Genomic DNA, 24,371 nt, shown 5'->3' with positions numbered 1-24,371 from the left:
CCGTAGGGTATGGGTGAGGTTGAGCACACAGCCTGACTCGGAGGCGCCGCACATCCGCGGTGACCGGTGTCGGTGCGGTCCCCGCTCTGTCGACGCTTCCATCCTCTTTCCACGATGGGAAGCTCATGTCTGTCGTTTCTCAGCGCAAAGTCACGTCGCTGTGGGTCACCCGATCGGATCGCTCACCGGTCTCCTTCCATACGTCCGCCGGGGCCGATTTCTCCACGGAGAGAATCAGTTCCGGCCTCGTCCGGGTCGCCGTGGCGGGCGAGCTCGACATGCGCAACGCCTCGGCGTTGCGCAGCTACGCCGGCGGCCAGATGCACCCGTCGTCGCGCCTGGTGCTCGATCTTTCCGACGTGGAGTTCTTCGGGTCGGCGGGCCTGACCGTGTTCGACGAGCTCGACACCTTGGCCCGGCGCCGAAGTTCCCGGTGGGCCCTCGTGGGCGGACGGCCGGTACACCGGCTGTTGCGGGTGCTCGGCGACCCCGTCCACGCGCACGCCTCGCTCGAGAGTGCGATCCACGCCCTGCGGGTTCCGGCCTGACCCGGCTCTCCCGAAGCGAACCCCCCGTCGGGGCGCGGGTCACACCGGCTTCGGCAGCTTCGGCGGGCGGTTGCCGCGGGGATCGACCGCCAGGACGAGCAGCAGCACACCCAGCACCAGGTGCAGCCAGTTGTCGGCCGCGTTGACCGGCACCACGTTGGCGTGGCTGTCGTGGCCGAGGACCATGCCGAAGGCCGACAACGCGAGGTACCCGGCGCCGCCCGCGATCAGGTAGATCCGCGACGCGCGGATCCCCCGGGCGGCGAGGATCCCCGCCGCCCCGTAGGCGAGGTGCAGCACGTTGTGGGCGATCGAGACCCGGAACAGGCCCAGCAGATGCGCATTCGACTCCTGCCCCGCGAGGGCCATCGAGCCGTACCCGCTGGTCAGTCCGGGCACGAATCCGAGCACCCCGATGAGGAGGAACACGATGCCGATCGCGAAGGCGTAACCCTGGATCCGGGTGCGCTGCACCCTGGGATACGGGCTGGATCGGATCATCGTTCCTCCATCGGGGTGCGCGGGGCACCGCGCCCCGGGACGCAGGGATAGCCCGGGCGGGTCGCCCCGAAACCCCCGGGCGGGTCGCCCCGAAACCCCCGGGCGGGTCGCCCTCGAAATCCCGTCCGGTCGTCGTCTGAGCGGTTCAGCCCCCGACGAGGACGCCGGACGAGATCGACCCGTACACCAGGGTCAGAACCATCAGCCCCCAGCCCGTGCCGTGCCAGATCGGCCACGTCCCGCCCGAGCGCCACACCCGGTAGGTCTGCACGAATGCACCGACGGCCCCGAGGAGCAGGATCGCCGTGGGGCCGACGGCCAGGACGAGCCGCGCAGGGTCGGTGCACACGAGGAATTCCTCGTCGGCGCATCGGTCACCGCTCGCGGCGGCCCAGATCACGACCGCCGCCATCAGCAGCAGGGCGGCGGCGACGATCACGGCCGCGTACCGCACCGCTGCGCGGGCGGCGCGCGGGTCCCGCCATCGCTTCTCCACATCCTGCGTCACAGCACCTCCCTACGCCCGGTCGGCGCGGTCGGTGAGCGCTGCCTGACCCGATTGCCGGGCGCAGTGCGCGCAGCAATACATGGTGCCGTCGGCCTCGACCCCGTGCCCGAGAATGCGGCAACCGCAGTGGGCGCACTGCGGGGCCATCGCCTGTGCGGCACACTCGAAACTGTCGAACGTGCCCGAGACGTCGCCGCGGGTGACGGTGAAGGTCTTGTCGTAGTCGTTGCCACAGGTGTCGCACGTGGTCATCACGGTCCTCCTCTCCGATATCTGTCCTCCGGATCGGGTGCCCCACCCTCGGTTACGTCAAACGGCGCACACCGTCGTCGCCGGCCGGATCCGCCGGGCCGGCGACGATCAGGTACCAGCGCGCCAGATCTGCGCGACGTCGAGCCCGGCGGGGGTGTGGCACCGGGCCCGACACCGGCTCGGGCTCCGTCTCCGGTCTGCCGGCCCCGAGCCGCGGACGCGGAACCGATTCCCGCCCACGGGGATTCTGACGATCGGTGCGATCGTGCTGATCGTCGTCCTCTTTCTCGTGGTGATCGTGGGGATTCTGATGTAGGTGGCGCAGTCCTGCACGATTTGCCGGGGTGCCGGCGGGGTACCCATGGTTCGCAAGTGAGGAACGCCGACTGAGGGAGAGTCGCATGGCAGAGAACACGAGCGGTCCGAGCGAAGGCGTCAAGGGCGTCGTCGAAGACGTCAAGGGAAAGGCCAAGGAGGCGACCGGCGCCGTCGTCGGCAGCGACGAACTCACCCGCGAGGGACGGGCCCAGCAGGACAAGGCCGACAGCCAGCGCGAGGCCGCGAAGAAGGAAGCCGAGGCGGAGAAGGCACGCGCCGACGCCGAGGTCGACGAGGCGCGCCAGCGCTCGCATCAGCAGTGAATCCGCATCAGCAGTGAATCGGTGACCGGCCGCGCAGGCGGTCGCGCCGTCGTTCGTCCACGACCCGGGGGCCGTTCGGCTCCCGGGTCTTCGCCCCGGAGGAGGAGCGATGCGTATCCTGACGTTCGTTGTGCTGGTGTGGCTGGTGATCGGTGCGATCGCCGCCGGGCAGCGGGGGTACTTCACGGAAGCCGAGCAGAGCTGCGCCGACTTCGCCACCGTCGCGGTGACGGTGATCGCGGGGCCCCTCAACTACGCCGGAGTCAATCCGAAGGTGGAGTGCGAGCTTCCCCAGCCGAGTCCGTGACCGGACCCGCGGGCTGCCGCGGCGACGGGATCCGCTCGTGCGCGGTCATGAGCAGATGGTCGAAGGCGGTGCGAAGCGTTGCCGGTGCGTCGAGTCCGGTGGTGACGTCCCGGACGAGTTGCTCGGCGAGCGTGCGGAGCTTGACATTCGACTCCTGGGACCGCCAGGCGAGGATCTCGAAGGCGCGGTCCGCCGGAATCCCGTAGACCGCCATGAGCATGCCCTTGGCCTGTTCGATGACCGCACGGTGGTGCGCGAGCGCCGAGACCGCCTCGTCGACGCTGTGCCGGACCTCGTCGTCGTACGCGTCGGACAGGTCCAGGTAGAACCCGGCCGTGCCGATCACCCGCCCTCGCTCGTCGAGCAGGCGGTCGCCGATCACGACGACGGGCCGGACCGTGCCGTGCGTGTCGATGATGCGGTGCCGGCTGCTGAACGGCTCGCCGTTGCGCTGCAGGGCGCCCAGCATGGCCGCGACGTGGGCCTTGTCCTCGGGATGCTTGTGCTTGAGCAGCAGGTCGGTGGTCGGCCGTACGGTCCCCGGGGCGTACCCGTGCATCCGCGCCACTTCGTCCGACCATTCCCACCTGTCGTCGTCGATCAGGTAGCGGAAACTCCCGACCCGCTGCGGCTTCCCGCTCGCGAAGACCCGTTCGAAGGCGTCGTCCACCGGCGTGTCGCCGGCGTCCACGATCGGTTCCCTCATGCAACGATTATGCCTCCGGTGACGGGCCCTACCGCTGCGGGATCGCGTGAGGTGAGGTGATCTAGCCGGCGTGTTGCTCGGCGTTCGCGAACACTTCGACGAGGGTGGCGCAGAAGGCGGGCAGATCCCTCGGATTGCGGCTCGACACCAGGTTCCCGTCGACGACCACTTCCTCGTCGACCACGTTCCCGGCCGCGTTGCGGATGTCCGTGCGGACGCTGGGGTAGGACGTCAGCGTCCGACCCCGGACCACGTCGGCCTCGACCAGTGTCCAGGGGCCGTGACAGATCACCCCGACGGGCCGGCCCGACTCGACGAAGTCCCGCACGAACGCCACGGCGGCGGGATCCTGGCGCAGATGATCGGGGTTCGTGGTACCGCCGGGCAGGATCAGCGCGTCGAAGTCCGACACCGACGCTTCCGACACCACCTGGTCGACCGGGTGCCGGCCGGCCGCGTGCACGTCGGACTTCATGGCCTGGATCTCGCCGGGTTCGAGCGACAGCAGGCGCACCGTGCCGCCCGCCTCCTCGACTGCCCGGCGCGGCTCCACCAGCTCGACCTCCTCGACGCCGTTCGTGGCGAGGACGGCGACCGTGCGTCCCGCCAGCCGGCCGTTCCCTGAAGCGCTCATCGCGAAGTCGTCCTTTCGTCGTGGGAAGGTTCCTCGATCGCGTACCCGAGGCCGGCAATCGGGAAACGTCACTCCGGTGCCAGATCCCGGGTGGCGGGGCCTTCGAGCAGGCGCCCGTCCGCGGCGAAGCGGGAGCCGTGCAGCGGGCAGTCCCAGGAGGCTTCCGCGTCGTTCCATCGCAGCACGCCACCGAGGTGGGGACACACTGCGGACACCCGGTGCGTGGTGCCGTCGACGGTGCACACCCCGACCGGGCGGAGCTTCTCCCGGCGTACCGTGCCGCGGCCCTCCGGCGGGGACGCGCCGTCGCCGGACAACTCGGGCCGCACCCATCCGCGCGTCATCTCCACCGCGACCGCGGCATTGAGCCGGGTTGCTGCCGGAAGATCGAAAAGCTGTGTGGGACTCCAGGCCTGGAACGCCGACTCCCATTCCGGAGCCGTCTCGCCGAGAATGCGGGCCGACAGCAACCGCGCCGCCGCCACCGCGTTCGTCATGCCCCACTTGCCGTAGCCGGTGCCCACGAGCAGCCGATCGTTGCCGGGAAGCAGCGGGCCCACGTACGGCAGGTGATCGAGCGTCGCATAGTCCTGCGCCGACCAGCGCGCCACGGTCTTCGCACCCGGGAAGTGACGGCCCGTCCACGCCACGAGATCGTCCGCGGCGCCCCGATGGTCGTGTGCCCGCCCGACGGTGTGGCCGTTGCCGCCGACGAGGAAGTACCGCCCCCCGTAGGCCGTGCGCAGCGAGCGCGTCGGCGAATCCACCGACAGATACATCCCGCTCGGAATGTCGCCCGGTACCTCGAACGCGGCCGCGTACGACCGCTGGGGCTCGAGCCGGGCGAAGAACCCGCCGCGGTCGAGGATCGGCGTCCCCGTCGCCAGCACGATGTGCCCGGCCCGCACCTCGCCGTGATCGGTGACCGCGACGCATCCGTTCCGGTCCGAGCGGACCTTCCGGACCCGGCAGCCGGTGAACAGGGCGCCGTCGCGCTCCCGCAGTTCGCGGGCCAGTTCGTGCAGCAACGGCATCGGATCGATCTGCGCCTGATCCGGCAGCGTCACCGCCGCGGCCACGGGGTACGGCAGTTCCGTCTCCGTCGTCATGCGGGCGTCGAGACCGGCCGCGCGGCAGGCCTCGTGCTCGGCGCGCACCGTGGCCACGCCCTCCTCGCCGGCGCTGTAGGTGAAGGCGGCCGCGGATTCGATCGGCAGGCCCCGCTCCCGGCACAGCTGCACCACCCACCGTTGCGCCTCGAGGTTGCCGGCCACGTAGTTTCGCAGGACGTCGCGGGAATGGCCTCGGGCGATGCTGGAGAGGGTGCTGCCCTGCAGCAGGCTGATCTTGCCGGTGGTGTTGCCGGTGGTGACGGCGCCGACCGTGCGGGCCTCGAGGACGGCCACGCGGTGGCCGGCGCGCGCGAGCAGGAGGGCGGTGGCCATGCCGGTGAGGCCGGCGCCGACCACCACGGTGTCGAAGCGGGCCGGGCCCTCGGGCCACGGCGTGTCGTCGGTGCGGGCGGTGTCGGGGCGGGAGAGCCACAGTGAGGTCACCTGTGAGGGATGCCCCGTGCCGCGCCCGGGAAACCCGCGCTGGTCACCGGTCCTGCGCCGGGCCGGTCGAGGTTTGCGCCCCGTCGTGCGGGGTAGGCCGTGCAGAGCCGGCAGTGCGTCATGGTGCCGGTCCGGCAGTGCGTCATGGTGCCGGTCCGGCAGTGCGCCGCGCAGTCCACGACGAGAGGTGCCCGGACCACCGGGCGGGAGGATCGGCGATGAAAGCAGTGACATGGCAGGGCAAGCGGAAGGTGAGTGTCGATACGGTCCCCGACCCGAGGATCGAGCAGCCCACCGATGCGATCATCCGCGTCACCACCACCAACATCTGCGGTTCGGATCTGCACCTGTACGAAGTGCTCGGACCGTTCATGTCGCCGGGGGAGATCCTCGGCCACGAGCCCATGGGGATCGTGGAGGAGGTCGGTTCCGAGGTCACCTCGATCAAACCCGGCGACCGCGTGGTCATTCCGTTCCAGATCTCGTGCGGCAGTTGTTTCATGTGCGGGGACGGCCTGTTCTCCCAGTGCGAGACCACCCAGGTCACCGAGCAGGGCACCGGCGCGGCGCTGTTCGGGTATTCGAAGCTGTACGGGAGCGTGCCCGGTGGCCAGGCGCAGTATCTGCGTGTGCCGCATGCGGATTCGACCCACATTTCGGTTCCGGAGGGGCCGCCGGACTCGCGGTTCGTCTACCTGTCCGACGTGCTGCCCACCGCCTGGCAGGCCGTGGAGTACGCGCATGTGCCCGACGGGGGTTCGGTGACGGTGCTCGGCCTCGGGCCCATCGGCGAGATGGCCGGACGGATCGCCGTGCACCGCGGCCACCGGGTGATCGGTGTCGACATGGTGCCCGAGCGGCTCGCGCGCGCCGCCACCCGCGGCATCGAGACCATCGACCTGAAGGAGGCCGGGAACTCGCTGGGCGAGATGATCCGCGACCGCACCGGCGGCCGCGGCACCGACTCGGTGATCGACGCGGTCGGCATGGAAGCGCACGGGTCACCCGTCGCCACCGCCCTGCAGACCGCGACGGGGCTGCTGCCGTCCGCGTTGTCCGCGCCGCTGATGACCCACGTCGGTATCGACCGGCTGCACGCCCTCTACACCGCGATCGACGTGGTGCGCCGGGGCGGCACCCTCTCGCTCAGCGGCGTGTACGGCGGCATGACCGACCCGATGCCGATGATGACCCTGTTCGACAAGCAGATCCGGCTGCGGATGGGTCAGGCGAACGTCAACCACTGGGTGCCGCAGATCATGCCGCTGCTCACCGACGACGATCCGCTCGGAGTGGACACCTTCGCCACGCACCGGTTGCCGCTGTCGGACGCCCCGCACGCGTACGAGATCTTCCAGCGCAAGCAGGAGGGCGCGATCAAGATCCAGCTCGAGCCCTGACCGGTGCCGCCGGCGTCACACCAGGTCGGCCGCGGTACGCGGCAGATCCGCGGTGTCGACGTCGGCGGCCTCGAATGGGGAGCGCAACGCCGTCGCGGTCGCCCAGCCCTGGGCGAGCAGGCCCGCGTCGGTGTCCTCGGCCTCGTCGGCCCGGATGTCGCTGAAGGTCACGGTGACGTACTGGCGCTCCCCGTCGTCCGGGTCCTGGTCGGTTTCGCCGATGTCGGCCTGCACGGCGCCGAACGCCGCGAGCGGTGCCGTGCGCAGGCCGCGCAGTTCGCTCAGCGGGATGTCGGGCACGTTGACGTTGAGCACCGTGCCGGGCGTGCCCTGCGTCAGCACCCACTGCAGGGCGTGCCGGGCGACGACCTCGGCACCCTCCCAGTGCTCGTGGACCGAACCGGACAGCGAGACCGCCAGGGCCAGGCTGCCGTGGTTGGCTCCGGTGAGCGCCGCGCCGACCGTGCCGGAGTGCAGGATCGCGTGGCCGGTGTTGGGGCCGTGGTTGATTCCCGACAGGACGATGTCGGGTTTGGGGCCGAACGCCCCGTACATCGAGACGAAGGCGATCAAGGCCGGCGACGCCTCGACGGCGAGCACCGTCGTGTCCGGCAGGTCCGGGAACGCCCGCGGCGCGACGACGAGCCGGCCGTCCTCCTCGAGTGCGCTGAGCGACGCGCTGGCGCCGCTGCGCTCGGCATGGGGGGCGGCCACCACCACGTCGAGACCGGCGTCCACCGCCACCCGGGCGAGCACCGAGATGCCGTGGCTGTCCACCCCGTCGTCGTTGACGATCAGCGCTCTCACGTTCCTACCTCCCGCTCTTCCCCTTCGCGAACGGCCGGACCTCGACGCTCTCGGCGACCTTGTCGACGAGTTCTCGCTGCCCCGTGGCCAACCCGTGCCGCGTGACGTTGACGGCGCCCGCCGCGGCACCGAGCTGCAGGGCTTCGACCATCGTGGCTCCGGCGGCCAGCGCGGCGCCCATCCCGGCGGTCATGGAGTCGCCGGCGCCGCGGTGGTCGGCGATGTTCAGCGGCGGCGCGACGACTTCCCACAGCTCGCCGTCGACGAGGGCGAGGGCGGGGTCGCCGGCGCGAGACAGCACCACGTTGCGGGCGCCCTGCGAGACGAGTTCCTTCATGGCCGCGGTGAGGTCGTCGATGTCGTCGGACTTCGCCCTGCCGTCCTCGAGGAGATCCTCGTGACTGACCTTGAGCACGGCGAGACCGCCCTCGAGCGCCGCGGTCATGGTGGGGCCGGACAGGTCGGCGACGACGGGAACACCCAGGGCGGTCAGGTCGGCCGCCAGCCGGGTGTAGACGTCGTGCGGCACCGCCCGGTCGGAATGCGGGCCACCGAGCAGCGCCACGTCCGCCTCGAGGCCCTCGGCCAGCGCCGCGCCGAACAGGTCGTCGGCCTCGTGCCGGTTGAGCGTCGGCGGCGGAACCTCCACGATCTCCTCACGCTCACCCCCGCGGCGGTCGTGCACGTACGAGCCGTTCTGGCCGGCGGTGAACACCGATCGCACCGATACGCCTTCCCGTGCGATGAGATCGCTGACGACGGGGCCGGTCTCGCCGCCGAAGGTGCCGCACAGCCGCACCTTCAGGCCGAGTGTGACCGCCATGCGGGCGATCCAGAAGCCCTGCCCGCCGGCGTGGACGTGCAGTTCCGGGACATCCGACGGCGACGACTCGATGGTGACGGTGAGCAGGGGAGTGGGTGCGAAGACGAAGGCGGAGGGCGCGCTGTCGTCGTTGCCGTCTCGGGGAGCGGGGTTCATGCATGTCCTTCGAAATGGGGAGGAGACGGCGCCCGCGGTGGCGGACGCGCGGTTCGCGTTGCGGTGCGGCCTCGCTCAGGCCGTATCGCCGGGGGAGTCGGCGAGGACGGGATCGTAGACGGGGGCGTTCGGCACCTCGGGCGGGCGCACATTGGCGCCGAGCGAGTACGCGAGGTGCCCGCCCAGCAGGCCGCCCAGCCCGATCAGTACGGTGCCGGCGGCGCTCAGCGTCACCGCGCCGGCGGCGCTACGCGTCACCGCGCCGGCGGCGCTACGCGTCACCGCGCCGGGACCGGAACTGCGGCGGCGCTGGCGGTAGGACAGGGCCATGAGGGCTGCTCCGGCGCCGTTGACGGCCGCGTGGATCAACCCCACCCGGCGCTGCACGGTGTCGGTGTGCACCCAGTCGACCCAGCCGGCCAGAACCGTCGGCGGCGTCGCCAGCAGACCGAGCCCGATCAGCCGCCGCGCGGTCTCGGGTTGTCGCAGGGCGTCGAAGACGCCGGCCGCGGTCCACGCCCCGATGGGGACGGCCACCAGCGCCGGGTGCAGCGGGTGGCCCACGGGAGCGCCGTGCAGCACGGCCCCGATCGGGCTGTCCGCCAGCCGCCCGACCTGCTTCCGCAGCACCTCGGCGGGACCGTCCAGCCACGCCGCCGACTCCGTCCCGGAATACAGGATCTCCATCTGCGAGTCCGTCATGCCCACGGGCATACCCCGCCCCGACCGGGTGAAACCTGCCAGACGGGTGTACGACGCAGATCGGCGGGGTATCTCCTGCGATCATGAGACAGCGCATCGTGATCACCGGCGCCAGCGGCAACGTCGGCACCGCCCTGCTGCGGCGCCTCGCCCGGCGATCGGAGCCGCCGGAGATCGTGGCCGTCGCCCGGCGCGTGCCACCGCCCACCGATCCCTACGACGGCGTGACCTGGCACAGCGTCGACCTCGCCGCACCCGGCGCCGAGACCGGGCTGCGCCCCCTCCTCGAAGGGGCCGACGCCGTCGTGCACCTGGCCTGGGGTTTCCAGCCCTCGCACCGGCGGGACTATCTGCGCCGGACCGGAGTGGACGGCACCGCCGCCGTGATCGGGGCGACCCTCGCCGCCGGCGTCGGACACCTGGTGCACATGTCCTCCGCCGCGGTGTACGCGGCCGGGGCCTACGGCCGGGCGGTCGACGAGTCGTGGCCCGCGACCGGCATCGAATCGTGCGCGTACAGCGTCGACAAGGTCGCGGCGGAGCGGCTGCTCGACGAGCGGATCGCGGGCGCGGCCGCGGCGCCGATCGTCACCCGTTTCCGGCCGGGCTTCATCGGCCAGTACGCGGGCGGCAGCGCGCTGCGCCGCTACGCGGTGCCGGGATACGTGCCCGACGTCGTGCTCCGTCACCTGCCGTTGCTGCCCGTGGACCCCGGAACTGCGATCCCCGCCGTGCACGCCGACGACGTGGCCGCCGCGCTCGATGCCGCCCTGGAGCGGCGGGTGCCGGGCGTGTTCAACCTCGCGACCCCCGAACCGCTGCGTGCGGGCGACATCGCCGGGGCGTTCGGGGCCCGTGCGATCCCCGTACCGCGGCAGGTGCTGCGGGCCGTCGTCGAGGCGACCTGGCAGGTCCACCTGCAACCGATCGCCGGCGGATGGATCGACCTGGCCTACAACACCCCGATGCTCGACTGCGACCGGGCCCGCCGAGACCTGGACTGGGCACCGACCGTTCCGGGCCCCCAGGTGTGGCGCGAGGCCATCGCGGGTATGCAGGCCGAGGCCGGCACCGACAGCCCGGTCCTGCGCAGTCGCGGGCCGCTCGAGACGATGAGCGTCCTCCTCGGCCGCGGGACCGTCGGGCGCCGCGTGCCGCCGTGACCACTCGCGGCGGAGCGACGAGAGAGGGTATCGGGATGAGCGAAACAGCGCAGCGCGACACCACGGCGACGCCGCAACAGGTGTGGGATGTCCTCGCCGACGGCTGGTCGTACGCGGGCTGGGTGGTGGGCGCCTCCCGCATCCGGGCCGTGGACGACGCGTGGCCGGCGGTGGGCAGCCGCATCCACCACTCGGTGGGGGTGTGGCCCGCCCTGCTGAACGACCATACCGAGGTGGTGGAATCGATCCCCGGCAGGGAGCTGAAGCTGCGTGCGCGGGCGTGGCCGGCCGGGCAGGCCGAGATCACCATGCGCCTGCACGAGCGGCCCGGGGGGTGCCGGATCGAGATGGCCGAGAAGGCCGCCGCCGGCCCGGCTCAGTTCGTACCCGGTGCGATCCAGGCCCGGCTGGTGCTGCCGCGCAACGTCGAGTGCCTGCGCCGGCTCATGCTCATGGCCGAACACGCCACGGAGCCGAAGGGCGTCGGAGAGTGAGCACCGAGACCGTCGACGCCGTCGTCGTCGGCGCCGGCCAGAACGGCCTGACCGCGGCGGCCGTGCTCGCCGACGCCGGCTGGGACGTCCTGGTGCTCGAGGAGCAGCACGAGATCGGCGGCGCCGTCCGCACGGCGGAACTGCATCCGGGCTTCCGTATGGACCTGTTCAGCGCCTTCTACCCCCTCGCGGCGGCGTCCCCGGCGTTCCGCGCGCTCGACCTCGCGTCGCACGGGCTGCGGCTGCGGCGGGCGCCGCGGGTGTACGGGCACGCCGCCGGGCCGGACGACGAGGACGCCGCGGTGGTCTACCCGGACGTCACCGAGACCGCGGCGGAACTCGAACGGCGCCACCCCGGCGACGGGACCACCTGGATCCGCCTGGCCGAGCAGTGGAAGGGCATCCGTGAGCCCTTCCTGAGCACCCTTTTCGAGCCGTTCCCACCGGTGCGCGGCCCGGCGGGGCTGATCCGCCGGCTCGGCACCGCGGACGCACTGCGCTTCATGCGGATGCTGGCGCTGCCCGCCCGCCGGATGGCCCAGGAACTGTTCGGCGGTGAGCACGCGCGGCTGCTGCTGCTGGGCAACGCCATGCACGCCGACACCCCCGTGGACTCGGCGGGCAGCGGAATCATGGGATACGTCCTGACCATGCTCGCCCAGGACGTCGGCTATCCGGTGCCCGAGGGCGGCGCCGGGGAGCTCGCGGCGGCCCTGGCGCGGCGCGGCGAACGCAGCGGGGCCCGGATCCTGTGCGGCCGGAAGGTCACCGGCATCGAGGTCGGCGGCGGTGTGGCGACCGAGGTCCGCACCGAGCAGGGGGAACGGTTCCGGGTACGGCGCGCGGTACTGGCCGACGTGTCCGCGCCGGCACTGTTCGGTTCGCTCCTGCCCGCGGACGCCGTGCCCGCCGCGGTCCGCGACGACCTGCGGCGCTTCGAGTGGGACACGCCCGTGGTGAAGGTGAACTACGCGTTCGACCGGCCGATTCCGTGGCGCTCGCCGGCGCTCGCGACGGCCGGGACCGTCCACCTCGGCGCCGACGCCGACGGTCTCGTGCACTGGTCGGCCGACCTCGCGACCGGCCGCGTCCCGGAGCATCCCTTCATCATCTTCGGCCAGATGACCACCACAGATCCCGCCCGCTCGCCGGAGGGAACGGAAAGCGCCTGGGCGTACACGCATCTGCCGCGCGGTGTCGCCGACGACGCCTCCGCGGAGGAACTCGCCCGGCGCGTCGACGCCGAACTCGAGGCGCACGCGCCGGGGGTGCTGAGCTCGGTCGTGCACCGCAGCGTGCAACGCCCGCGCGACCTCGAGGCCGCCAACGCGAACCTCGTCGGGGGGGCGGTCAACGGCGGCACCGCCCAGATCCATCAGCAGCTCGTGTTCCGGCCGTTGCCCGGCTTCGGTGGTCCCCGCACGCCGGTCGAGGGTGTGTACCTGGCCGGCTCGTCCACCCATCCCGGCGGTGGCGTCCACGGGATGTGCGGGTGGAACGCGGCCCGGGCGGCCCTGCGCGACCACGGCGTGGGCGGCAGGGTTCGGCGGCGGCTGAACGGGGCGATCTCGGACGTGCTGATGCGCAGCTGAATTCCCGGTGCCCTTGCCGAACGCGGAGATTCACACGTTTCGGGGTTGAGCGATTCGCCGACGGGGTATCAGAAGTCATGGGAACGCCAGTGGGAACACCGATCCGGCAGGTGTACAACCCTTCCCTCGTGCCGCGGGCGCTGCGCGAGGTGGAAGGCGGAGTCGCCGCAATCGCCGCGGGCATCTGCGTGATCGCCGCCGTCGGCGTGGGTGTGCTCTCCGCTTCCGCCGTCACGGGCATCGGGGCCGGACTCGCCGTGGCGGCGGGACTGTCGTTCATGCTCGGTTCGCTGGCTCCGACCGGGGCGGCGCCGGCCGGCGCGCGCCGGGAGCCCGACCGTGCCGGGCCCTCGTTGTTCCGCAACCGTCCGGACGGCGCCGCGGCTCCCGCATCGCGGCGCACCGCCGTCACCGCCTTCCGCCCGCACCACGTTTCGGGCGGCCGCTTGGAGGGGTACTCCCACGTATGACAACGACGTCTCGCCCGGAGTCCAACGTGTCCCTCGCCCGGTCCACCCACGGGGGTCGTGCCGTCGCAGCCGGGGTCCGGTAACGTGCCGGCGCCCAGGAGGGTGTGGCGACTGCCCGGTGTGTACCGCCCGCAGGAGGATTCGCATCTGCTCGCCGGCGCACTCGATCGTGCGGCGGCACCCCCCGGCGCCAAGGTGCTCGACTTCTGCACCGGCACAGGGTTCATCGCCGTGTCGGCGGCCATGTCCGGTGCCGGGTCCGTGACGGCACTGGACATCGCTCCCCGGGCGGTCCTCGCGGCGCGTATAAACGCGCGGTCGCGGCAGCTTCCCATCCGGGTCCTGCGCGGCGGACTGGACGAAGCCGACCGGCACGGACCGTTCGACGTGGTGCTGTCCAATCCGCCCTACGTACCGCACGCAGCCGGGGACGGTGACGCCCGCTGGGATGCCGGTGCCGACGGGCGGGCGGTGCTGGACCCCCTGTGCCGGAGCCTGCCGAACCTGTTGTCTCCCGGCGGTTTCGCTCTCGTCGTGCATTCGGAGTTCTCCGGGGTGGACGAGACGCTCGTCCGGTTGCGCGACGGCGGTCTCAAGGCCTCCGTCGTGGCGCGTCGCCGGATCCCGTTCGGGCCCGTGATGCGCAGCCGCGCCGGGTATCTGCGGGCGCGTTACGAACTGCCCGCGGGCGTCGACACCGAGGAAGTGGTGGTGATCCGTGCCGATCGAACACACTGCCCGTGAAGTAGCCACGGACGGCAGCCCCCGGGACACGTCTTCCGGGGGCGTCGCTGTGCCCGGCCTGTGCCCGGGACTGCGGGTGGAGGGTCCCGCGGGGGCGGAGCCCAGGGTCGTCCGCCTGGTCCGCGGCGGTCCCGTCCTGGTCGAGGGCCCGGTGCGCATCGTGACCGAGGACGGCGACGAGGTGGAATCGGACCGGTTCGTCGTCGCGATCTGCCGGTGCCGGCGCAGCGAGCGGTACCCGCTGTGCGACACCAGTCACCGCCGGTCCCGGCGCGATCCACGCTGAGACCCGCCGGTTCCGGCGGGGTGCCGGTCGTGCCGGGTGCGCACGACGCCGGTGGACAACGCGGGGCGGGCGGTTCCCGAGAGGAACCGCCCGCCCCGCAACGCGTTTACGCGTCGTCACGCGTCATGCGTCAATACCAGTACTTCCGGCCGCCGACAGCCCGGCCCGTCGCTCCGAGGATCGCCAGGATTGCGCCTACCACCAGGAGAATGATCCCGAGCGTCCACAGGATAGAGATGTTGGTGAGGAAACCCACCACGAGCAGAATCAAACCCAGAATGATCATGAGTGTCACCTCGCTGTCGGTGCCCGTTGCCGGTCGGATCCGGGCCGTGCACAGGGGATACCCGCATCGGATGTGCCGAAACCTCGCGAACCGCTCGTGGTGGGAAGGATGTGCACTTCGCGTCGATCCGTGGCGCGCGGACGGCGCCGGTGGCATTGTCGGGTGCATGCCTACTTCGGAGAACCCCGGGGACAGCGTCCCCGGCGAGTACAGCGTCGACGACGAGGACCAGTTGCAGCCGGAGGATTCCCTGATCGACCGCGGTGTCGACGACGTCCTCGACGAGGGATTCTCACCGATGGAACGGCCCGTCGGCCTCGAACGCCACGAGACCTTGGACGAACGGCTCCGCGAGGAGGAGCCCGAACGCGAGGACGACGAGGGGGAGAACGAGTTCCGCAGCTCCGTCGCCGAGGCGGGCCGGGCGCGCGCGGGACGCCTCGTCGCGCCGGACGAGGGCACCGCGGAGGACGTGGATTCCGAGCTGTTCGGCACGGACGTAGGGATCGACGGGGGCGCGGCCTCCGCCGAGGAAGCGGCCGTCCACCTGATCGAGGAGGAGGAGCCCGACCGGCAGGACTGAACGGCGGCCGCCCGGCACCCGAGGACTCGGATGCCGGGCGGCGATCGGCCGGAGGGACGCTCAGACGGCTCCGGCGCCGAGCAGGGACGACTCGTCGTCGTTCCACCGCTCGAGCACGTAGGCGGCGAGCCGGCCCTCGAGGTATTCCATCGCCTCCGCGCCGAACGCGATGTCGCCCGCGCAGCGCGGATCCCGTTCCACCAGATCGCCCACCACGTCGTAGCGCAGCACCTGCTCGTGCACCGCGTCCGCCTCGATGTGCTCGGTGTAGAAGTGGATGCAGGCGCTCGGCGCGCCGAGGCGTTCGAGGCCGCGTGCCATGCGGCGCGCCATCGGGGAGGAGGTGATCTCCGCGGAGGCGAACAACCCCACGAGCTTCGGGGTGTGTGCGCGGTGCAGCCCGCACAGGGACATGAAGTTCACCGTCGCGAGCGTCTCCGCCGGCACCCGGTCCAGATACGCCAGGTATCCCGGGTCGAGTCCGGCCGCGGCGAGCAGGTCGAAGTAGAGGGTCGAGTGCATGCGGTCGGCCCGGCCGCCGCCGAACTCGTCGAACTCCACCGCGACGAGCGCCGCTTTCGCCCGGCCCGTGAGCCGGGGGATGGCGAACGAGTGCGGGTCGGCCTCCTTGAGGTGGTAGACGGACCGGTGCACGAAGAACTCGCTCACCTGCTCCCAGGTGCCGCGTTCGCAGATGTGGTGGGACACGCCCCACGCGTCCTCGGGTTCGCGGCACAGGTCGTCGAGCACCCGCTGGGGATCGTTGCCCGAGGGCACGTCGGCGTGCAGCCGGTCCAGGAACAACCCCTCGAGGCCGGCCCGGACGGTCAGCGGGCCCGGCGCCCATTCCCAGCCCGCGTCGACTCCGTCGAACCCGCGGTAGGACAGTTCGTACAGCACCGTCAGGGCCAGCTGGGCGTCCTCGCCGTAGGGGTCGATCCCGGCCACCTCGATCGGCCAGATCGCGGTATCGGCCGGACGCGCGAGCCGCTCGATCACCTCTCGGGAGACAGGGCCCCGGGCCCGCGGAAGGGCGGAGGACTGCATCACGACGGTCGGCGAATTCGCAGGCATGTGCGCGGATACCCGCACCCGATTCGTGCGAAACGCCCTGCGGCGCGCGGGTGTGGGACGGGTTCGCGCGGGTATCCGCCCGGGCATGAACGGTGACAACAGCGACAACGAGAACACGGCGCCCGGGGGCGAGGACGTCGAGCGCCCGCCCCACACGATCGACTATCCCGGTGCGACGGCCGACATGGCCGAGCGGCCCCGCGACGAGATGCGGGACTACCGGGGCCGTGACCTGCTCGCCGGACGCAAGGCCCTGATCACCGGCGGCGACTCCGGCATCGGGCGCGCGGTGGCGGTGGCCTTCGCGAAGGAGGGAGCCGACGTCGCGATCGCCTACCTGGAGGAGCACGACGACGCCGAGCACACCGCGGAACTGGTGCGGCGTGCAGGCCGTGCATGCCATCTGCTCCCGGGCGATCTCGCCGCCGCGGAGCACTGTCGCGCGGTGGTCGCCGACGCGGCCGCGGCGCTCGGCGGCCTGGATCTGCTGGTGAACAACGTCGCGTACCAGGAGCCGGTGGACGACCTCACCGAGCTCGACGACGCCCAGTGGCGGCGGACGTTCGCGGTGAACATCGACAGCTACTTCCACGTGACGAAGGCGGCGCTCGCTCACCTGCCCCGCGGCTCCGCGGTGATCAACACCGCGTCCATCAACGGTCTGCGGGGCAACAAGTCGCTGATCGACTATTCGGCGACGAAGGGCGCGGTGCTCGCGCTGACGTACTCGCTGGCGCAGTCCTTCCAGGATCGGGGAATCCGCATCAACTGCGTGGCGCCGGGGCCGGTATGGACGCCGCTGATCCCCGCCACCATGGATGCGGAGAAGGTCGCGACGTTCGGGCAGCAGGCCCCGTTCGGCCGGGCCGCGCAGCCCGACGAGATCGCGCCCTCGTACGTCTTCTTCGCCTCCGAGACGATGTCGTCGTACTACAGCGGTGAGGTGCTCGCACCGATCGGTGGCGAGACGCTGCCCGGCTGAGCCCGGTCACCGCCGCCGGTAGCGCCAGGGGTAGGCGACCCACAGGGTCAGGAACAGCACGACCGTGACGACGCCCGCGGCGATGCCGGCGGCGGTATTGACCACCAGTCCGACGACGAGCACGACGACGCCGGTCATCGCGACGCCCAGCAGGAGCAGGCCCGCCATGGCGAAGCGGTGCGCGGTGTTCACCAGCTCGGGGAGCCGGCGCTGCCGGAAGAGCAGGCGGTGCATGCCCACGGGAGCGACGAGGAGGATGGTGGCCGCGATCGACGCGAGCACGGTGACGAGGTAGACGCCGCGCTGGAAGTCGGTGAGTGCGTCGAACCGGCTCTGGAACGGCAGGGTGAGCAGGAAGCCTGTGAGGAGCTGGACGCCGGTCTGCACTACGCGCAGCTCCTGCAGCAGGCTCGACCAGTTCCGGTCCAGCCGCTGCACGGGGGTCTCGTGCCGGACCTGCCTGTTCCACTCCTCGTTCGGCACCGCTGCGGGCTGCACGGTTGTGACATGCCCCGTACGGCGCCCGTCAAACCTCCGCGGCGACGACGGCAGCCCACTTGTGACCTGTGTCACTGTGGGGGTACTGTCGGCTCCACCAGGGACAACGGCGCTCTGAGGAAGGAGAGCGGTCATGAAGCTCAATCTGTTCGTCGCATGGACCGGGTACATGCTCGCGTTGCTCTCGATCGTGAGTCTTGCGGCCTTCCTCTACGCCGCGGGTTCCGGCAACGGCGGGTGGGCGCTTGTCGCCGGCATAGTATGCGTCGTCGCGGTCGCGTCGGCGATCGCGATGATCGGCACGACCGTCCATCACGACCACCGTCTGCATCGCGAGACGCCGCACCTGTTCTGACGGTCCGGTCCCGCCGCCGCCTCACGCCTCGGCCAGGCGCCGCTTCTCGAGTTCCACGTCGAACCCGGCGAGCGGCCAGTCCAGGTCGAGGCCTTCGAACGCGTCGATGAGCAGTTCCATGACGGCGATGCGGCTGTACCACTTGCGGTCGCAGGGCACGACGTACCAGGGGGCGTGATCCGTCGACGTTCTGTCGAGCATCGCCTGGTACGCCTCCTGGTAGGCCGGCCACAGCTTGCGTTCGGAGACGTCGCCCGGGTTGTACTTCCAGTGCTTGTCCCGCCGCTCGAGCCGTTCTGCCAGGCGCCGCTTCTGCTCCTCGAGCGAGACGAACATCGCGACCTTGATCAGCGTGGTCCCGTTGTCGACGAGCTCACGCTCGAACTGGTTGATCTCGTCGTACCGGGCGCTCCACACGCTCTCCGGTACGAGGTTGTGGACCCGTACGATGAGGACGTCTTCGTAGTGTGAGCGGTCGAACACGCCGAGCTGCCCGGCCCGCGGCAGTGCCTTGTTGATGCGCCACAGGTAGTGGTGGCGCCTCTCGTCGGGGGTGGGCACGCCGAACGAGGTGTGGTCGACGCCCTGCGGATCCACGTGGCCGATCACGTTGCGGACCATGCCGCCCTTGCCGGCCGTGTCCATGCCCTGCAGGATCAGCAGGATCGACCGGCGGTCGCCCGAGCGCCCGTTGGCGAAGAGCATCTCCTGTAGCCGCGAGAGCACCGCGCCGCGTTCCTCGATGAGCAGTTCGCCGGTGGCCTTGTCGCCGGAGAAGCCCGGGGTGCCGTTGGTGTCGATCTCGGCGACCCTGGTCCCGGCGTGGGCGCGCAGCACCTCGACGGCCGGCGTCTGCCACGGGTCGGTGCTCTTGACGGTCATGATGCCGAGGGTGCCACATCCGGCGACCGGATCAGCCGGGTTCGAGCTCGGTGTCGTCGGGGCGGGTGGGATAGGGCGGGGCCGAGACGCCGTCGACCATGTGGCTGCCCCACAGGTCCGTCTCGCTGATCCGGACGGTCGCCGGCGCGGGGCCGCCGGGCCCGGGCACGGTCAGGTGGAGGTCGGTGCCGGGGGAGAGGTCGGTGCCCGGCGGCAGGGCTGCCGCGAGGCCGCGGATCCGGCCGCGCCAGCGGTAGCGGCCGCTGATGGGGTCGAACGCTCCGGCCAGCTGCACCTCCGTGGTGGCGTGCTGCTCGCCGACGGTGACCTCGGCGGGGCCGCGGTAGCCGTCGGGTTCGTCGTCGTGTGGGTCGGACATGCCCGCGACTTTACATGTAAACGCCAGTTACATAAATCTGGTCACGGCGTGCCGGCCTCCGGGAGCAGCGGGTGCGGCCGGCTCTTGAACCGGGCCGGCGAGCCGCCGACGGCGGCGATCCCGGAGATCCCGCCCCAGGTCATCATGGTGAGGTAGTCGGTCAGGTCCTCCGCCGACATCGACTTGTTGGAGATCCACCAGTGGGTGGCGAGCTGGATCGCGCCCACGATCGCGTACGCCCACGGCACGGAACCGCCCGAGTCCATCTCCAGATTCCGGAGCCGCTCGCCGATCACCGTCGCGACGAGTTCGGCGATCATCCGCTCCGAGTTCGCCACGACATCGCGCCCGGCCGCGGCGCTGTTGGTCATCACGTACAGGTACACCTCGGGATCCGAGGCGACGGTCTCGACGTACGTGGCGATCGCGACCCGGGTCAGGTCGTACTCGTCGAGATCCTCCGCCACCGCCGCGTAGATGCGCGGAGCGAGGATCGTCTCCACGTACCGGAGCATCGTCGCCGTGGTCAGGTCGTTCTTGTCGGTGAAGTACCGGTAGAGAACCGTCTTGGACACGCCGATCTCGGCGGCGATCTCGTCCATCCCGACGTCGCGCCCGCGGGACCGGATCGCCTTGATCGTGCCGTCGACCAGTTCCTCGCGCCGGGCGATCTTGTGCTCGTGCCAGCGGCGCTTGCGCCCGTCCTGCTTGGTCGGCGCGGCGGCTGTCGGGACCGGCGTGTCGGTCGGGGGCAGGGGCTGGGGAACTCGGTGGTTCGGCACTGGGTGGCACATCCGTTCGCTGTCGATCGTCCGCCCAGTTTATAAGGGGGTGTGCCGCACCCCGTGCGGATGTCCCGTTCCCAGGGGGGACGGTGTGCCGAACCTGCGTCCCGCCCCTGCGGGTGGCGGGTTCGGCACAATGGTGGAGGTGCAGCTGATGAGCATCGACGATGACGCCAAGCGCAGGGATCTGCGGCGGATGAAGGCGGTCGCCACCGGCTTTCTGCTCGCGGCGACCGCGGTCTACCTGTTCTGCCGCTGGCAGGAGTCGCGCGGTGCCGGCGAATGGGTGGGGTACGTGCGGGCGGCCGCCGAGGCCGGGATGGTCGGCGCGCTCGCGGACTGGTTCGCCGTCACCGCGCTGTTCCGGCATCCGCTCGGGATCCCCATTCCGCACACGGCCATCATCAAGCGGAAGAAGGATCAGCTCGGGGCGAGCCTGAGTTCGTTCGTCGGCGCCAACTTCCTCGCCCCCGAGGTGGTGTCGGAGAAGGTCGAGAACGCCCGGATCCCGCTGCGGCTGGGCACCTGGATGGCCGAGCCCGACCACGCCGAGCGGATCGCGCAGGAGACGTCGACGGTGCTGCGGGGCCTCGTGACGGTCCTGCGCGAGGAGGACATCCAGCAGATCATCGACAACACCATCGTCAAGCGCATCGCCGAGCCGGAGTGGGGGCCGCCCATCGGCCGGGTGCTGTCCGAGCTCCTCGCCGAGAACCGGCAGATGCCGCTGATCGACATGCTGGCCGAGCGGGCCCATCAATGGGCCCTCGGCAGCCAGGAGACGATCGACCGCATCATCAGCCGCGACTCGCCGTCGTGGTCGCCGAAGTTCGTGGACCTGCTGCTCGGGGAGCGGATCCATCGCGAGCTCGTCGAGTTCACCTGGAAGGTGCGCTCCAACCCCGACCACGAGGTGCGCGTGGCCGCGAACCGGTTCCTCGCCGACTATGCGCGGGACCTGCAGCACGACCCGGTCACCATCGCCAAGGCGGAGAAGGTCAAGGCGGAGATCATGGGCCGCGAGGAGGTCACGCAGCTGGCTTCCGCGACGTGGCGGGCGGCCAAGCGGATGATCCTCGAGTCGGTCGACGATCCGCACAGCACGCTGCGGACGAAGGTCACCGAGAACGTCATCCACTTCGGCGTGCGGCTGATGGAGGACCACGAGCTACGCGGCAAGTTCGACCGCTGGCTGCTGGATGGGGCCCGGTACATCGCCGCCAACTACGCCGACGAGATCACCGCGGTGATCCGGGAGACGGTCGAGCGCTGGGACGCCGAGGAGGCGAGCCGCAAGATCGAGCTGCAGGTGGGACGCGATCTGCAGTTCATCCGCATCAACGGCACGGTGGTCGGATCGCTCGCCGGCCTGGCCATCTACACCCTGTCGAACCTGCTGTTCGCGTGACGTGCCACACCTGCTAGCAGAGTGCTTGCTACAGCTAGCACTTGCGCGTACGCTGAGGTTGTGTCCACGAAGGAATCGGGTGAACCCGCCGACGGGGGGGACGGTGACAAGGACGACGCGTCCGGCGCCACCGAGATCGCTACCCGGGTAGTCAGCACTGCCGCCCAGGACATCGGCAGTTTCATCCGCTCGCAACGCGAGGCGGCGCAGGTGTCCCTGCGTCAGCTGTCCCAGCTCGCCGGCGTCAGCAATCCCTACCTGAGCCAGATCGAGCGAGGGCTGCGCAAGCCCTCGGCCGAGGTGCTCGGTCAGATTGCCAAGGGTCTCCGGATGTCCGCGGAGGTCCTCTACGTCCGGGCCGGGATCCTGGAGCAACGTCCGCAGAGCGCGGTGCGCGACGCGCTGCTCGCCGACGCCGTCCTCACCGAACGGCAGAAGCAGGTCCTGCTCGACATCTACGAATCGTTCTGCCGCGAGAACGGTTCCCGCCCGTCCGGGGCGGCATCCGCACCGGGGACATCTGCCCCCGAGGCATCCGCATCCGAGACGTCCGCATCCGAGGCCGCCGCCCCGAAGGGCGCGACCGACCCCGACCAACAGGAGAACTGACATGACCGATCCGAAGACCTTCGCCACCCCGCTGTATGCCGCCGTCGGCGCCGGCGACGCCGTGGTCCAGGCCGTGGCCGACGTGGTGGCCCGGACCCGCCGTCGCGCCGAGACCACCCAGACCGACGTCACCGACCGGGTCGACAGCGCCCGGGGCCGTCTCGCCGACTTCCAGGAGGACCTGACCGAGAACGTCGAGTCCCTGCGCGAGCGTCTCGCGGGCCTGCCGGCCGAGCTGCCCGAGGATCTCGCCGAGCTGCGCGAGAAGTTCACTGCCGAGGAGCTGCGCAAGGTGGCCGAGGCATACCTGAAGGTGGCCTCCGACATCTACACCGCGCTCGCCGAGCGCGGCGAGGAGACCATCGAGCGGCTGCGCAAGCAGCCGGTCGTCGAGGAGAGCATCGGCCGCGCCGAGGCCGCGTTCGGTGACGCCGTCGAGCTCACCGAGGATGCTCTCGGCACCGTGGCGCGGCAGACCCGCGCCGTGGGCGAGCAGGCCGCCAAGCTCGCCGGTCGCGCCGCCGGCCGGATCGAGGAGACCGCCGGCGATGTCGGCGAGGCCATCTCCGGTGCCGGTGAGGAGGCCGGTATGCGGGTGCTCGATCTCGGTGGCCAGGCCCAGGAGGCCGCCGAGGAGGCCGCCGACCGGGTCGAGACCGCCGCGCTCGAGCTCGACGAGGCCGCCACCAAGGTCGAGGAGGCCGCGGAGAAGGCCGCCGCGCCGAAGACCCCGGCCAAGGCGCCCGCCCCGGCTGCGGCCAAGGCTCCGGCCAAGACTCCGGCCAAGGCGCCCGCCAAGAAGGCCGCGCCGCGCAAGACCACCGGCGCCTGATCTCGACCGGTCGGTAGAACCGCCGACGGCCCCCACGCGACCTCCGCGTGGGGGCCGTTGCTCGTACCATGGGGACGTGCCCAACGTCGATTCTCTCGCCGCCCTGATCATCTTCGCTCTGCAGATCGTCGCGCTCGCCGGGGCGGGCTTCGCGCTGCTGCATGCCGTGCGGCAGCCGGCCGAGGCGTTCCCCGCGGTCGACAAGCTCACCAAGCCGGTGTGGCTCGGCATCCTCGCCGCCTCGCTGCTGGTGATCTTCGTCTTCTGGGGCACCTTCATGATGCTCGGGATCATCGCGGTCATCGCCGTGTGCGTGTACCTCGTCGACGTGCGGCCGCGGGTGGACGAGGTGCAACGGCGCCGGTGGTAGCTCTCCCCGGGAGCCTTGACAAGCGCCGACAGGTTGGTGACACTTCGAGTAACGGGTAACAACCGAGACGAGGTGATCGACGATGGCGCTCACCCGGACCTTCCGCACCGCCGACCGTCAGGACACCGCCGAACGCCTGCTGGCGTCCGCGGCGCGCTCCTCCTACGACCCGGCCCTCGAGATCGACTGGGACGCCCCCGTCCCTGCCGACAAGTACGGCATGACCCCCGAGTGGAGCAGCCTCTACGGCACCGCCCTGTGGGAGTCGATGACCGAGCGGCAGCGGATCGTACTGACCCAGCACGAGGCCGCCAGCATCGCCGGCACCGGCATCTGGTTCGAGATGATCCTGATGCAGATGCTCGTGCGCGACCTCTACCGCCGCGACCCCGCCACCCCCTACGTCCAGTTCGGGCTCACCGAGATCGCCGACGAGTGCCGGCACTCGACGATGTTCGCGCGCGCGGCACAGCACTTCGGGATCCCGTCCTACCGGCCGAAGCGCTGGATCCGGGAGAGCGGCCGGCTGTTCAAGGCCACCGCGAGCGGAGCGCTCGCCTTCGGCGGCACCCTGTTCGCCGAGGAGATCCTCGACATGATGCAGCGCGACTTCATGCGCGACGAGCGGGTCCAGCCCGTCACCCGCACCGTCAGCCGCATCCATGTGATCGAGGAGTCCCGCCACATCCGGTACGCGCGTGAGGAGATCATCCGCCGCACGCGCCACCTCTCCCGCGTCGACCGCGCACGCGTCCGGCTGCAGCTGGGCATCTCCGCGTACTTCGTCGTCACGAGCCTGGTCCACGACGACGTCTACGCCGCCGCGGGACTCGACGTCGCCGAGGCCACCGCCGCGGTCCGCACCAACACCCACTACCACGACCGGCTCCGCGAGGGCGCACGACGGACGATCGAGTTCCTCGACGACGTCGGCCTGATCGGGGGACCGTCCACCCTGCTGCTCCGCCGCGCCCACGTCCTGTGACCGCGCGACCGTCCCCCGGCCGCCGCACGTCGCGACGGCCGTCGTTCCAGCAA

33 protein-coding genes are annotated in these 24,371 nt (G+C 71.1%); 18 read left to right on the top strand and 15 right to left on the bottom strand.

Going from position 1 to position 24,371, the window contains the following annotated elements; translation table 11 throughout:
* Window positions 1-125 precede the first annotated feature (125 nt).
* Complete coding sequence (locus KZJ41_RS20940) at window positions 126-548, top strand: STAS domain-containing protein (protein WP_251549515.1); 423 nt, start codon at window positions 126-128, stop codon at window positions 546-548.
* Between the two features lie 39 nt (window positions 549-587).
* Here the strand turns inward: KZJ41_RS20940 and KZJ41_RS20935 are convergent, their stop codons facing one another.
* From KZJ41_RS20935 to KZJ41_RS20925, 3 genes are all read right to left on the bottom strand, one after another.
* Window positions 588-1,049 (bottom strand): DUF4383 domain-containing protein, encoded by a 462-nt coding sequence (locus KZJ41_RS20935; RefSeq protein ID WP_072635801.1) that lies wholly within the window; start codon window positions 1,047-1,049, stop codon window positions 588-590.
* Between the two features lie 145 nt (window positions 1,050-1,194).
* Window positions 1,195-1,557: a hypothetical protein gene (locus KZJ41_RS20930; protein WP_006946456.1), complete on the bottom strand. Its 363-nt coding sequence runs from the start codon at window positions 1,555-1,557 to the stop codon at window positions 1,195-1,197.
* Window positions 1,558-1,566: 9 nt separating this feature from the next.
* Complete coding sequence (locus KZJ41_RS20925; protein WP_029545239.1) at window positions 1,567-1,809, bottom strand: hypothetical protein; 243 nt, start codon at window positions 1,807-1,809, stop codon at window positions 1,567-1,569.
* A 401-nt stretch (window positions 1,810-2,210) separates the two neighbouring features.
* Here KZJ41_RS20925 and KZJ41_RS20920 point away from each other — a divergent pair, with 401 nt between their 5' ends.
* Together KZJ41_RS20920 and KZJ41_RS20915 are read left to right on the top strand one after the other, a co-directional pair.
* On the top strand, window positions 2,211-2,450 hold the full coding sequence (locus tag KZJ41_RS20920; protein ID WP_006946464.1) for a CsbD family protein: 240 nt from the start codon (window positions 2,211-2,213) through the stop codon (window positions 2,448-2,450).
* Between the two features lie 109 nt (window positions 2,451-2,559).
* Complete coding sequence (locus tag KZJ41_RS20915) at window positions 2,560-2,757, top strand: hypothetical protein (RefSeq protein WP_029545235.1); 198 nt, start codon at window positions 2,560-2,562, stop codon at window positions 2,755-2,757.
* Here KZJ41_RS20915 and KZJ41_RS20910 read toward each other — a convergent pair.
* The 3 genes from KZJ41_RS20910 to KZJ41_RS20900 form a co-directional block, all read right to left on the bottom strand.
* Window positions 2,714-3,463 (bottom strand): PAS and ANTAR domain-containing protein, encoded by a 750-nt coding sequence (locus tag KZJ41_RS20910; RefSeq protein WP_251549513.1) that lies wholly within the window; start codon window positions 3,461-3,463, stop codon window positions 2,714-2,716. The two genes, KZJ41_RS20915 and KZJ41_RS20910, sit on opposite strands and share 44 nt — an antisense overlap.
* A gap of 61 nt (window positions 3,464-3,524) precedes the next feature.
* Window positions 3,525-4,097 carry a type 1 glutamine amidotransferase domain-containing protein gene (locus tag KZJ41_RS20905; protein WP_029545230.1) on the bottom strand — a complete coding sequence of 191 codons (573 nt, stop codon included), beginning with the start codon at window positions 4,095-4,097 and terminating at the stop codon, window positions 3,525-3,527.
* 68 nt (window positions 4,098-4,165) lie between these two features.
* Window positions 4,166-5,653, bottom strand: a complete 1,488-nt coding sequence (locus tag KZJ41_RS20900) for an FAD-dependent oxidoreductase (protein ID WP_251549511.1) — start codon at window positions 5,651-5,653, stop codon at window positions 4,166-4,168.
* Between the two features lie 218 nt (window positions 5,654-5,871).
* On the opposite strand from KZJ41_RS20900, the gene KZJ41_RS20895 reads away from it, so the two are divergent.
* Entirely contained in the window at window positions 5,872-7,053 is a 1,182-nt protein-coding gene (locus KZJ41_RS20895; protein WP_251549509.1) for a zinc-dependent alcohol dehydrogenase, read from the top strand.
* A gap of 15 nt (window positions 7,054-7,068) precedes the next feature.
* On the opposite strand, the gene surE is transcribed toward KZJ41_RS20895, so the two are convergent.
* The 3 genes from surE to KZJ41_RS20880 all read right to left on the bottom strand — a co-directional run bounded on the left by surE (window position 7,069) and on the right by KZJ41_RS20880 (window position 9,553).
* Complete coding sequence (gene surE / locus KZJ41_RS20890; RefSeq protein ID WP_006946475.1) at window positions 7,069-7,860, bottom strand: 5'/3'-nucleotidase SurE; 792 nt, start codon at window positions 7,858-7,860, stop codon at window positions 7,069-7,071.
* A gap of 4 nt (window positions 7,861-7,864) precedes the next feature.
* Window positions 7,865-8,839: a PfkB family carbohydrate kinase gene (locus KZJ41_RS20885; RefSeq protein ID WP_168579926.1), complete on the bottom strand. Its 975-nt coding sequence runs from the start codon at window positions 8,837-8,839 to the stop codon at window positions 7,865-7,867.
* Between the two features lie 75 nt (window positions 8,840-8,914).
* Entirely contained in the window at window positions 8,915-9,553 is a 639-nt protein-coding gene (locus KZJ41_RS20880) for a DUF2231 domain-containing protein (protein ID WP_152104020.1), read from the bottom strand.
* A gap of 71 nt (window positions 9,554-9,624) precedes the next feature.
* Between KZJ41_RS20880 and KZJ41_RS20875 the strand changes: the two genes are divergently transcribed.
* The 6 genes from KZJ41_RS20875 (at window position 9,625) to KZJ41_RS20850 (ending at window position 14,290) form a co-directional block, all read left to right on the top strand.
* The gene (locus tag KZJ41_RS20875) at window positions 9,625-10,704 is read left to right on the top strand and encodes an NAD-dependent epimerase/dehydratase family protein (protein WP_168579925.1); all 1,080 of its coding nucleotides are present in this window, start codon (window positions 9,625-9,627) and stop codon (window positions 10,702-10,704) included.
* Window positions 10,705-10,739: 35 nt separating this feature from the next.
* Entirely contained in the window at window positions 10,740-11,198 is a 459-nt protein-coding gene (locus tag KZJ41_RS20870) for an SRPBCC family protein (protein ID WP_006946482.1), read from the top strand.
* Complete coding sequence (locus KZJ41_RS20865; RefSeq protein ID WP_029545221.1) at window positions 11,195-12,790, top strand: NAD(P)/FAD-dependent oxidoreductase; 1,596 nt, start codon at window positions 11,195-11,197, stop codon at window positions 12,788-12,790. The genes KZJ41_RS20870 and KZJ41_RS20865 overlap by 4 nt, the downstream gene beginning before the upstream one ends.
* An 89-nt stretch (window positions 12,791-12,879) precedes the next feature.
* Window positions 12,880-13,260 (top strand): hypothetical protein, encoded by a 381-nt coding sequence (locus tag KZJ41_RS20860; RefSeq protein ID WP_006946487.1) that lies wholly within the window; start codon window positions 12,880-12,882, stop codon window positions 13,258-13,260.
* Between the two features lie 102 nt (window positions 13,261-13,362).
* On the top strand, window positions 13,363-14,004 hold the full coding sequence (locus KZJ41_RS20855) for a HemK2/MTQ2 family protein methyltransferase (protein WP_072635791.1): 642 nt from the start codon (window positions 13,363-13,365) through the stop codon (window positions 14,002-14,004).
* A 76-nt stretch (window positions 14,005-14,080) separates the two neighbouring features.
* Window positions 14,081-14,290 (top strand): CDGSH iron-sulfur domain-containing protein, encoded by a 210-nt coding sequence (locus KZJ41_RS20850; protein ID WP_006946490.1) that lies wholly within the window; start codon window positions 14,081-14,083, stop codon window positions 14,288-14,290.
* A 130-nt stretch (window positions 14,291-14,420) separates the two neighbouring features.
* On the opposite strand, the gene KZJ41_RS20845 is transcribed toward KZJ41_RS20850, so the two are convergent.
* Window positions 14,421-14,576, bottom strand: coding sequence for a DUF6131 family protein (locus tag KZJ41_RS20845; protein ID WP_003937495.1), 156 nt, complete (start codon window positions 14,574-14,576; stop codon window positions 14,421-14,423).
* A 166-nt stretch (window positions 14,577-14,742) separates the two neighbouring features.
* Here KZJ41_RS20845 and KZJ41_RS20840 point away from each other — a divergent pair, with 166 nt between their 5' ends.
* Entirely contained in the window at window positions 14,743-15,159 is a 417-nt protein-coding gene (locus tag KZJ41_RS20840; RefSeq protein ID WP_029545216.1) for a DUF5709 domain-containing protein, read from the top strand.
* A gap of 60 nt (window positions 15,160-15,219) precedes the next feature.
* Here KZJ41_RS20840 and KZJ41_RS20835 read toward each other — a convergent pair whose 3' ends face one another.
* On the bottom strand, window positions 15,220-16,233 hold the full coding sequence (locus KZJ41_RS20835; protein WP_251549507.1) for an iron-containing redox enzyme family protein: 1,014 nt from the start codon (window positions 16,231-16,233) through the stop codon (window positions 15,220-15,222).
* An 85-nt stretch (window positions 16,234-16,318) separates the two neighbouring features.
* On the opposite strand from KZJ41_RS20835, the gene KZJ41_RS20830 reads away from it, so the two are divergent.
* Window positions 16,319-17,215, top strand: coding sequence for an SDR family oxidoreductase (locus KZJ41_RS20830; protein ID WP_072635788.1), 897 nt, complete (start codon window positions 16,319-16,321; stop codon window positions 17,213-17,215).
* Window positions 17,216-17,221: 6 nt separating this feature from the next.
* On the opposite strand, the gene KZJ41_RS20825 is transcribed toward KZJ41_RS20830, so the two are convergent.
* Window positions 17,222-17,713: a DUF6328 family protein gene (locus tag KZJ41_RS20825; protein ID WP_029545210.1), complete on the bottom strand. Its 492-nt coding sequence runs from the start codon at window positions 17,711-17,713 to the stop codon at window positions 17,222-17,224.
* Between the two features lie 133 nt (window positions 17,714-17,846).
* Between KZJ41_RS20825 and KZJ41_RS20820 the strand changes: the two genes are divergently transcribed.
* Window positions 17,847-18,068, top strand: coding sequence for a hypothetical protein (locus KZJ41_RS20820; protein ID WP_006946496.1), 222 nt, complete (start codon window positions 17,847-17,849; stop codon window positions 18,066-18,068).
* Window positions 18,069-18,089: 21 nt separating this feature from the next.
* Here KZJ41_RS20820 and KZJ41_RS20815 read toward each other — a convergent pair whose 3' ends face one another.
* From KZJ41_RS20815 to KZJ41_RS20805, 3 genes are read right to left on the bottom strand one after another with little or no spacing between them, the layout of a single operon-like run.
* A complete protein-coding gene (locus KZJ41_RS20815; protein ID WP_006946498.1) occupies window positions 18,090-18,950 on the bottom strand; it encodes a PPK2 family polyphosphate kinase in 861 nt (286 codons plus the stop codon).
* A 31-nt stretch (window positions 18,951-18,981) separates the two neighbouring features.
* On the bottom strand, window positions 18,982-19,329 hold the full coding sequence (locus tag KZJ41_RS20810) for a DUF4873 domain-containing protein (RefSeq protein WP_029545207.1): 348 nt from the start codon (window positions 19,327-19,329) through the stop codon (window positions 18,982-18,984).
* 41 nt (window positions 19,330-19,370) lie between these two features.
* The gene (locus tag KZJ41_RS20805; RefSeq protein WP_006946502.1) at window positions 19,371-20,111 is read right to left on the bottom strand and encodes a TetR/AcrR family transcriptional regulator; all 741 of its coding nucleotides are present in this window, start codon (window positions 20,109-20,111) and stop codon (window positions 19,371-19,373) included.
* 157 nt (window positions 20,112-20,268) lie between these two features.
* Between KZJ41_RS20805 and KZJ41_RS20800 the strand changes: the two genes are divergently transcribed.
* The 5 genes from KZJ41_RS20800 to KZJ41_RS20780 all read left to right on the top strand — a co-directional run bounded on the left by KZJ41_RS20800 (window position 20,269) and on the right by KZJ41_RS20780 (window position 24,318).
* On the top strand, window positions 20,269-21,522 hold the full coding sequence (locus tag KZJ41_RS20800) for a DUF445 domain-containing protein (protein ID WP_373566444.1): 1,254 nt from the start codon (window positions 20,269-20,271) through the stop codon (window positions 21,520-21,522).
* Between the two features lie 60 nt (window positions 21,523-21,582).
* Window positions 21,583-22,131 carry a helix-turn-helix transcriptional regulator gene (locus tag KZJ41_RS20795; protein WP_006946504.1) on the top strand — a complete coding sequence of 183 codons (549 nt, stop codon included), beginning with the start codon at window positions 21,583-21,585 and terminating at the stop codon, window positions 22,129-22,131.
* A gap of 1 nt (window position 22,132) precedes the next feature.
* Window positions 22,133-22,963, top strand: a complete 831-nt coding sequence (locus KZJ41_RS20790; protein WP_006946505.1) for a hypothetical protein — start codon at window positions 22,133-22,135, stop codon at window positions 22,961-22,963.
* A 76-nt stretch (window positions 22,964-23,039) separates the two neighbouring features.
* Window positions 23,040-23,333: a DUF2516 family protein gene (locus tag KZJ41_RS20785; protein ID WP_006946506.1), complete on the top strand. Its 294-nt coding sequence runs from the start codon at window positions 23,040-23,042 to the stop codon at window positions 23,331-23,333.
* An 82-nt stretch (window positions 23,334-23,415) separates the two neighbouring features.
* On the top strand, window positions 23,416-24,318 hold the full coding sequence (locus tag KZJ41_RS20780; RefSeq protein ID WP_006946507.1) for a diiron oxygenase: 903 nt from the start codon (window positions 23,416-23,418) through the stop codon (window positions 24,316-24,318).
* Window positions 24,319-24,371: the final 53 nt, after the last annotated feature.

This window comes from Rhodococcus sp. 11-3, from assembly GCF_023704055.1.
Lineage (GTDB): Bacteria > Actinomycetota > Actinomycetes > Mycobacteriales > Mycobacteriaceae > Rhodococcus > Rhodococcus aetherivorans.
Note: the sequence above shows the minus strand (reverse complement) of the source record. Positions and strands in the feature narration are given on the sequence as shown.

What these genes read in the sequence shown, in the direction of transcription:
- KZJ41_RS20780 (WP_006946507.1), top strand. Translation starts at nt 23,416, where the DNA reads ATGGCGCTCACCCGGACCTTCCGCACCGCCGACCGTCAGGACACCGCC.
- KZJ41_RS20905 (WP_029545230.1), bottom strand. Translation starts at nt 4,097, where the DNA reads ATGAGCGCTTCAGGGAACGGCCGGCTGGCGGGACGCACGGTCGCCGTC.
- KZJ41_RS20880 (WP_152104020.1), bottom strand. Translation starts at nt 9,553, where the DNA reads ATGCCCGTGGGCATGACGGACTCGCAGATGGAGATCCTGTATTCCGGG.
- KZJ41_RS20910 (WP_251549513.1), bottom strand. Translation starts at nt 3,463, where the DNA reads ATGAGGGAACCGATCGTGGACGCCGGCGACACGCCGGTGGACGACGCC.
- KZJ41_RS20885 (WP_168579926.1), bottom strand. Translation starts at nt 8,839, where the DNA reads ATGAACCCCGCTCCCCGAGACGGCAACGACGACAGCGCGCCCTCCGCC.
- KZJ41_RS20915 (WP_029545235.1), top strand. Translation starts at nt 2,560, where the DNA reads ATGCGTATCCTGACGTTCGTTGTGCTGGTGTGGCTGGTGATCGGTGCG.
- KZJ41_RS20870 (WP_006946482.1), top strand. Translation starts at nt 10,740, where the DNA reads ATGAGCGAAACAGCGCAGCGCGACACCACGGCGACGCCGCAACAGGTG.
- KZJ41_RS20815 (WP_006946498.1), bottom strand. Translation starts at nt 18,950, where the DNA reads ATGACCGTCAAGAGCACCGACCCGTGGCAGACGCCGGCCGTCGAGGTG.
- KZJ41_RS20820 (WP_006946496.1), top strand. Translation starts at nt 17,847, where the DNA reads ATGAAGCTCAATCTGTTCGTCGCATGGACCGGGTACATGCTCGCGTTG.
- KZJ41_RS20925 (WP_029545239.1), bottom strand. Translation starts at nt 1,809, where the DNA reads ATGACCACGTGCGACACCTGTGGCAACGACTACGACAAGACCTTCACC.
- KZJ41_RS20840 (WP_029545216.1), top strand. Translation starts at nt 14,743, where the DNA reads ATGCCTACTTCGGAGAACCCCGGGGACAGCGTCCCCGGCGAGTACAGC.
- KZJ41_RS20835 (WP_251549507.1), bottom strand. Translation starts at nt 16,233, where the DNA reads ATGCCTGCGAATTCGCCGACCGTCGTGATGCAGTCCTCCGCCCTTCCG.
- KZJ41_RS20940 (WP_251549515.1), top strand. Translation starts at nt 126, where the DNA reads ATGTCTGTCGTTTCTCAGCGCAAAGTCACGTCGCTGTGGGTCACCCGA.
- KZJ41_RS20800 (WP_373566444.1), top strand. Translation starts at nt 20,269, where the DNA reads ATGAGCATCGACGATGACGCCAAGCGCAGGGATCTGCGGCGGATGAAG.
- KZJ41_RS20920 (WP_006946464.1), top strand. Translation starts at nt 2,211, where the DNA reads ATGGCAGAGAACACGAGCGGTCCGAGCGAAGGCGTCAAGGGCGTCGTC.
- KZJ41_RS20895 (WP_251549509.1), top strand. Translation starts at nt 5,872, where the DNA reads ATGAAAGCAGTGACATGGCAGGGCAAGCGGAAGGTGAGTGTCGATACG.
- KZJ41_RS20845 (WP_003937495.1), bottom strand. Translation starts at nt 14,576, where the DNA reads ATGATCATTCTGGGTTTGATTCTGCTCGTGGTGGGTTTCCTCACCAAC.
- KZJ41_RS20790 (WP_006946505.1), top strand. Translation starts at nt 22,133, where the DNA reads ATGACCGATCCGAAGACCTTCGCCACCCCGCTGTATGCCGCCGTCGGC.
- KZJ41_RS20935 (WP_072635801.1), bottom strand. Translation starts at nt 1,049, where the DNA reads ATGATCCGATCCAGCCCGTATCCCAGGGTGCAGCGCACCCGGATCCAG.
- KZJ41_RS20830 (WP_072635788.1), top strand. Translation starts at nt 16,319, where the DNA reads ATGAACGGTGACAACAGCGACAACGAGAACACGGCGCCCGGGGGCGAG.
- KZJ41_RS20810 (WP_029545207.1), bottom strand. Translation starts at nt 19,329, where the DNA reads ATGTCCGACCCACACGACGACGAACCCGACGGCTACCGCGGCCCCGCC.
- KZJ41_RS20875 (WP_168579925.1), top strand. Translation starts at nt 9,625, where the DNA reads ATGAGACAGCGCATCGTGATCACCGGCGCCAGCGGCAACGTCGGCACC.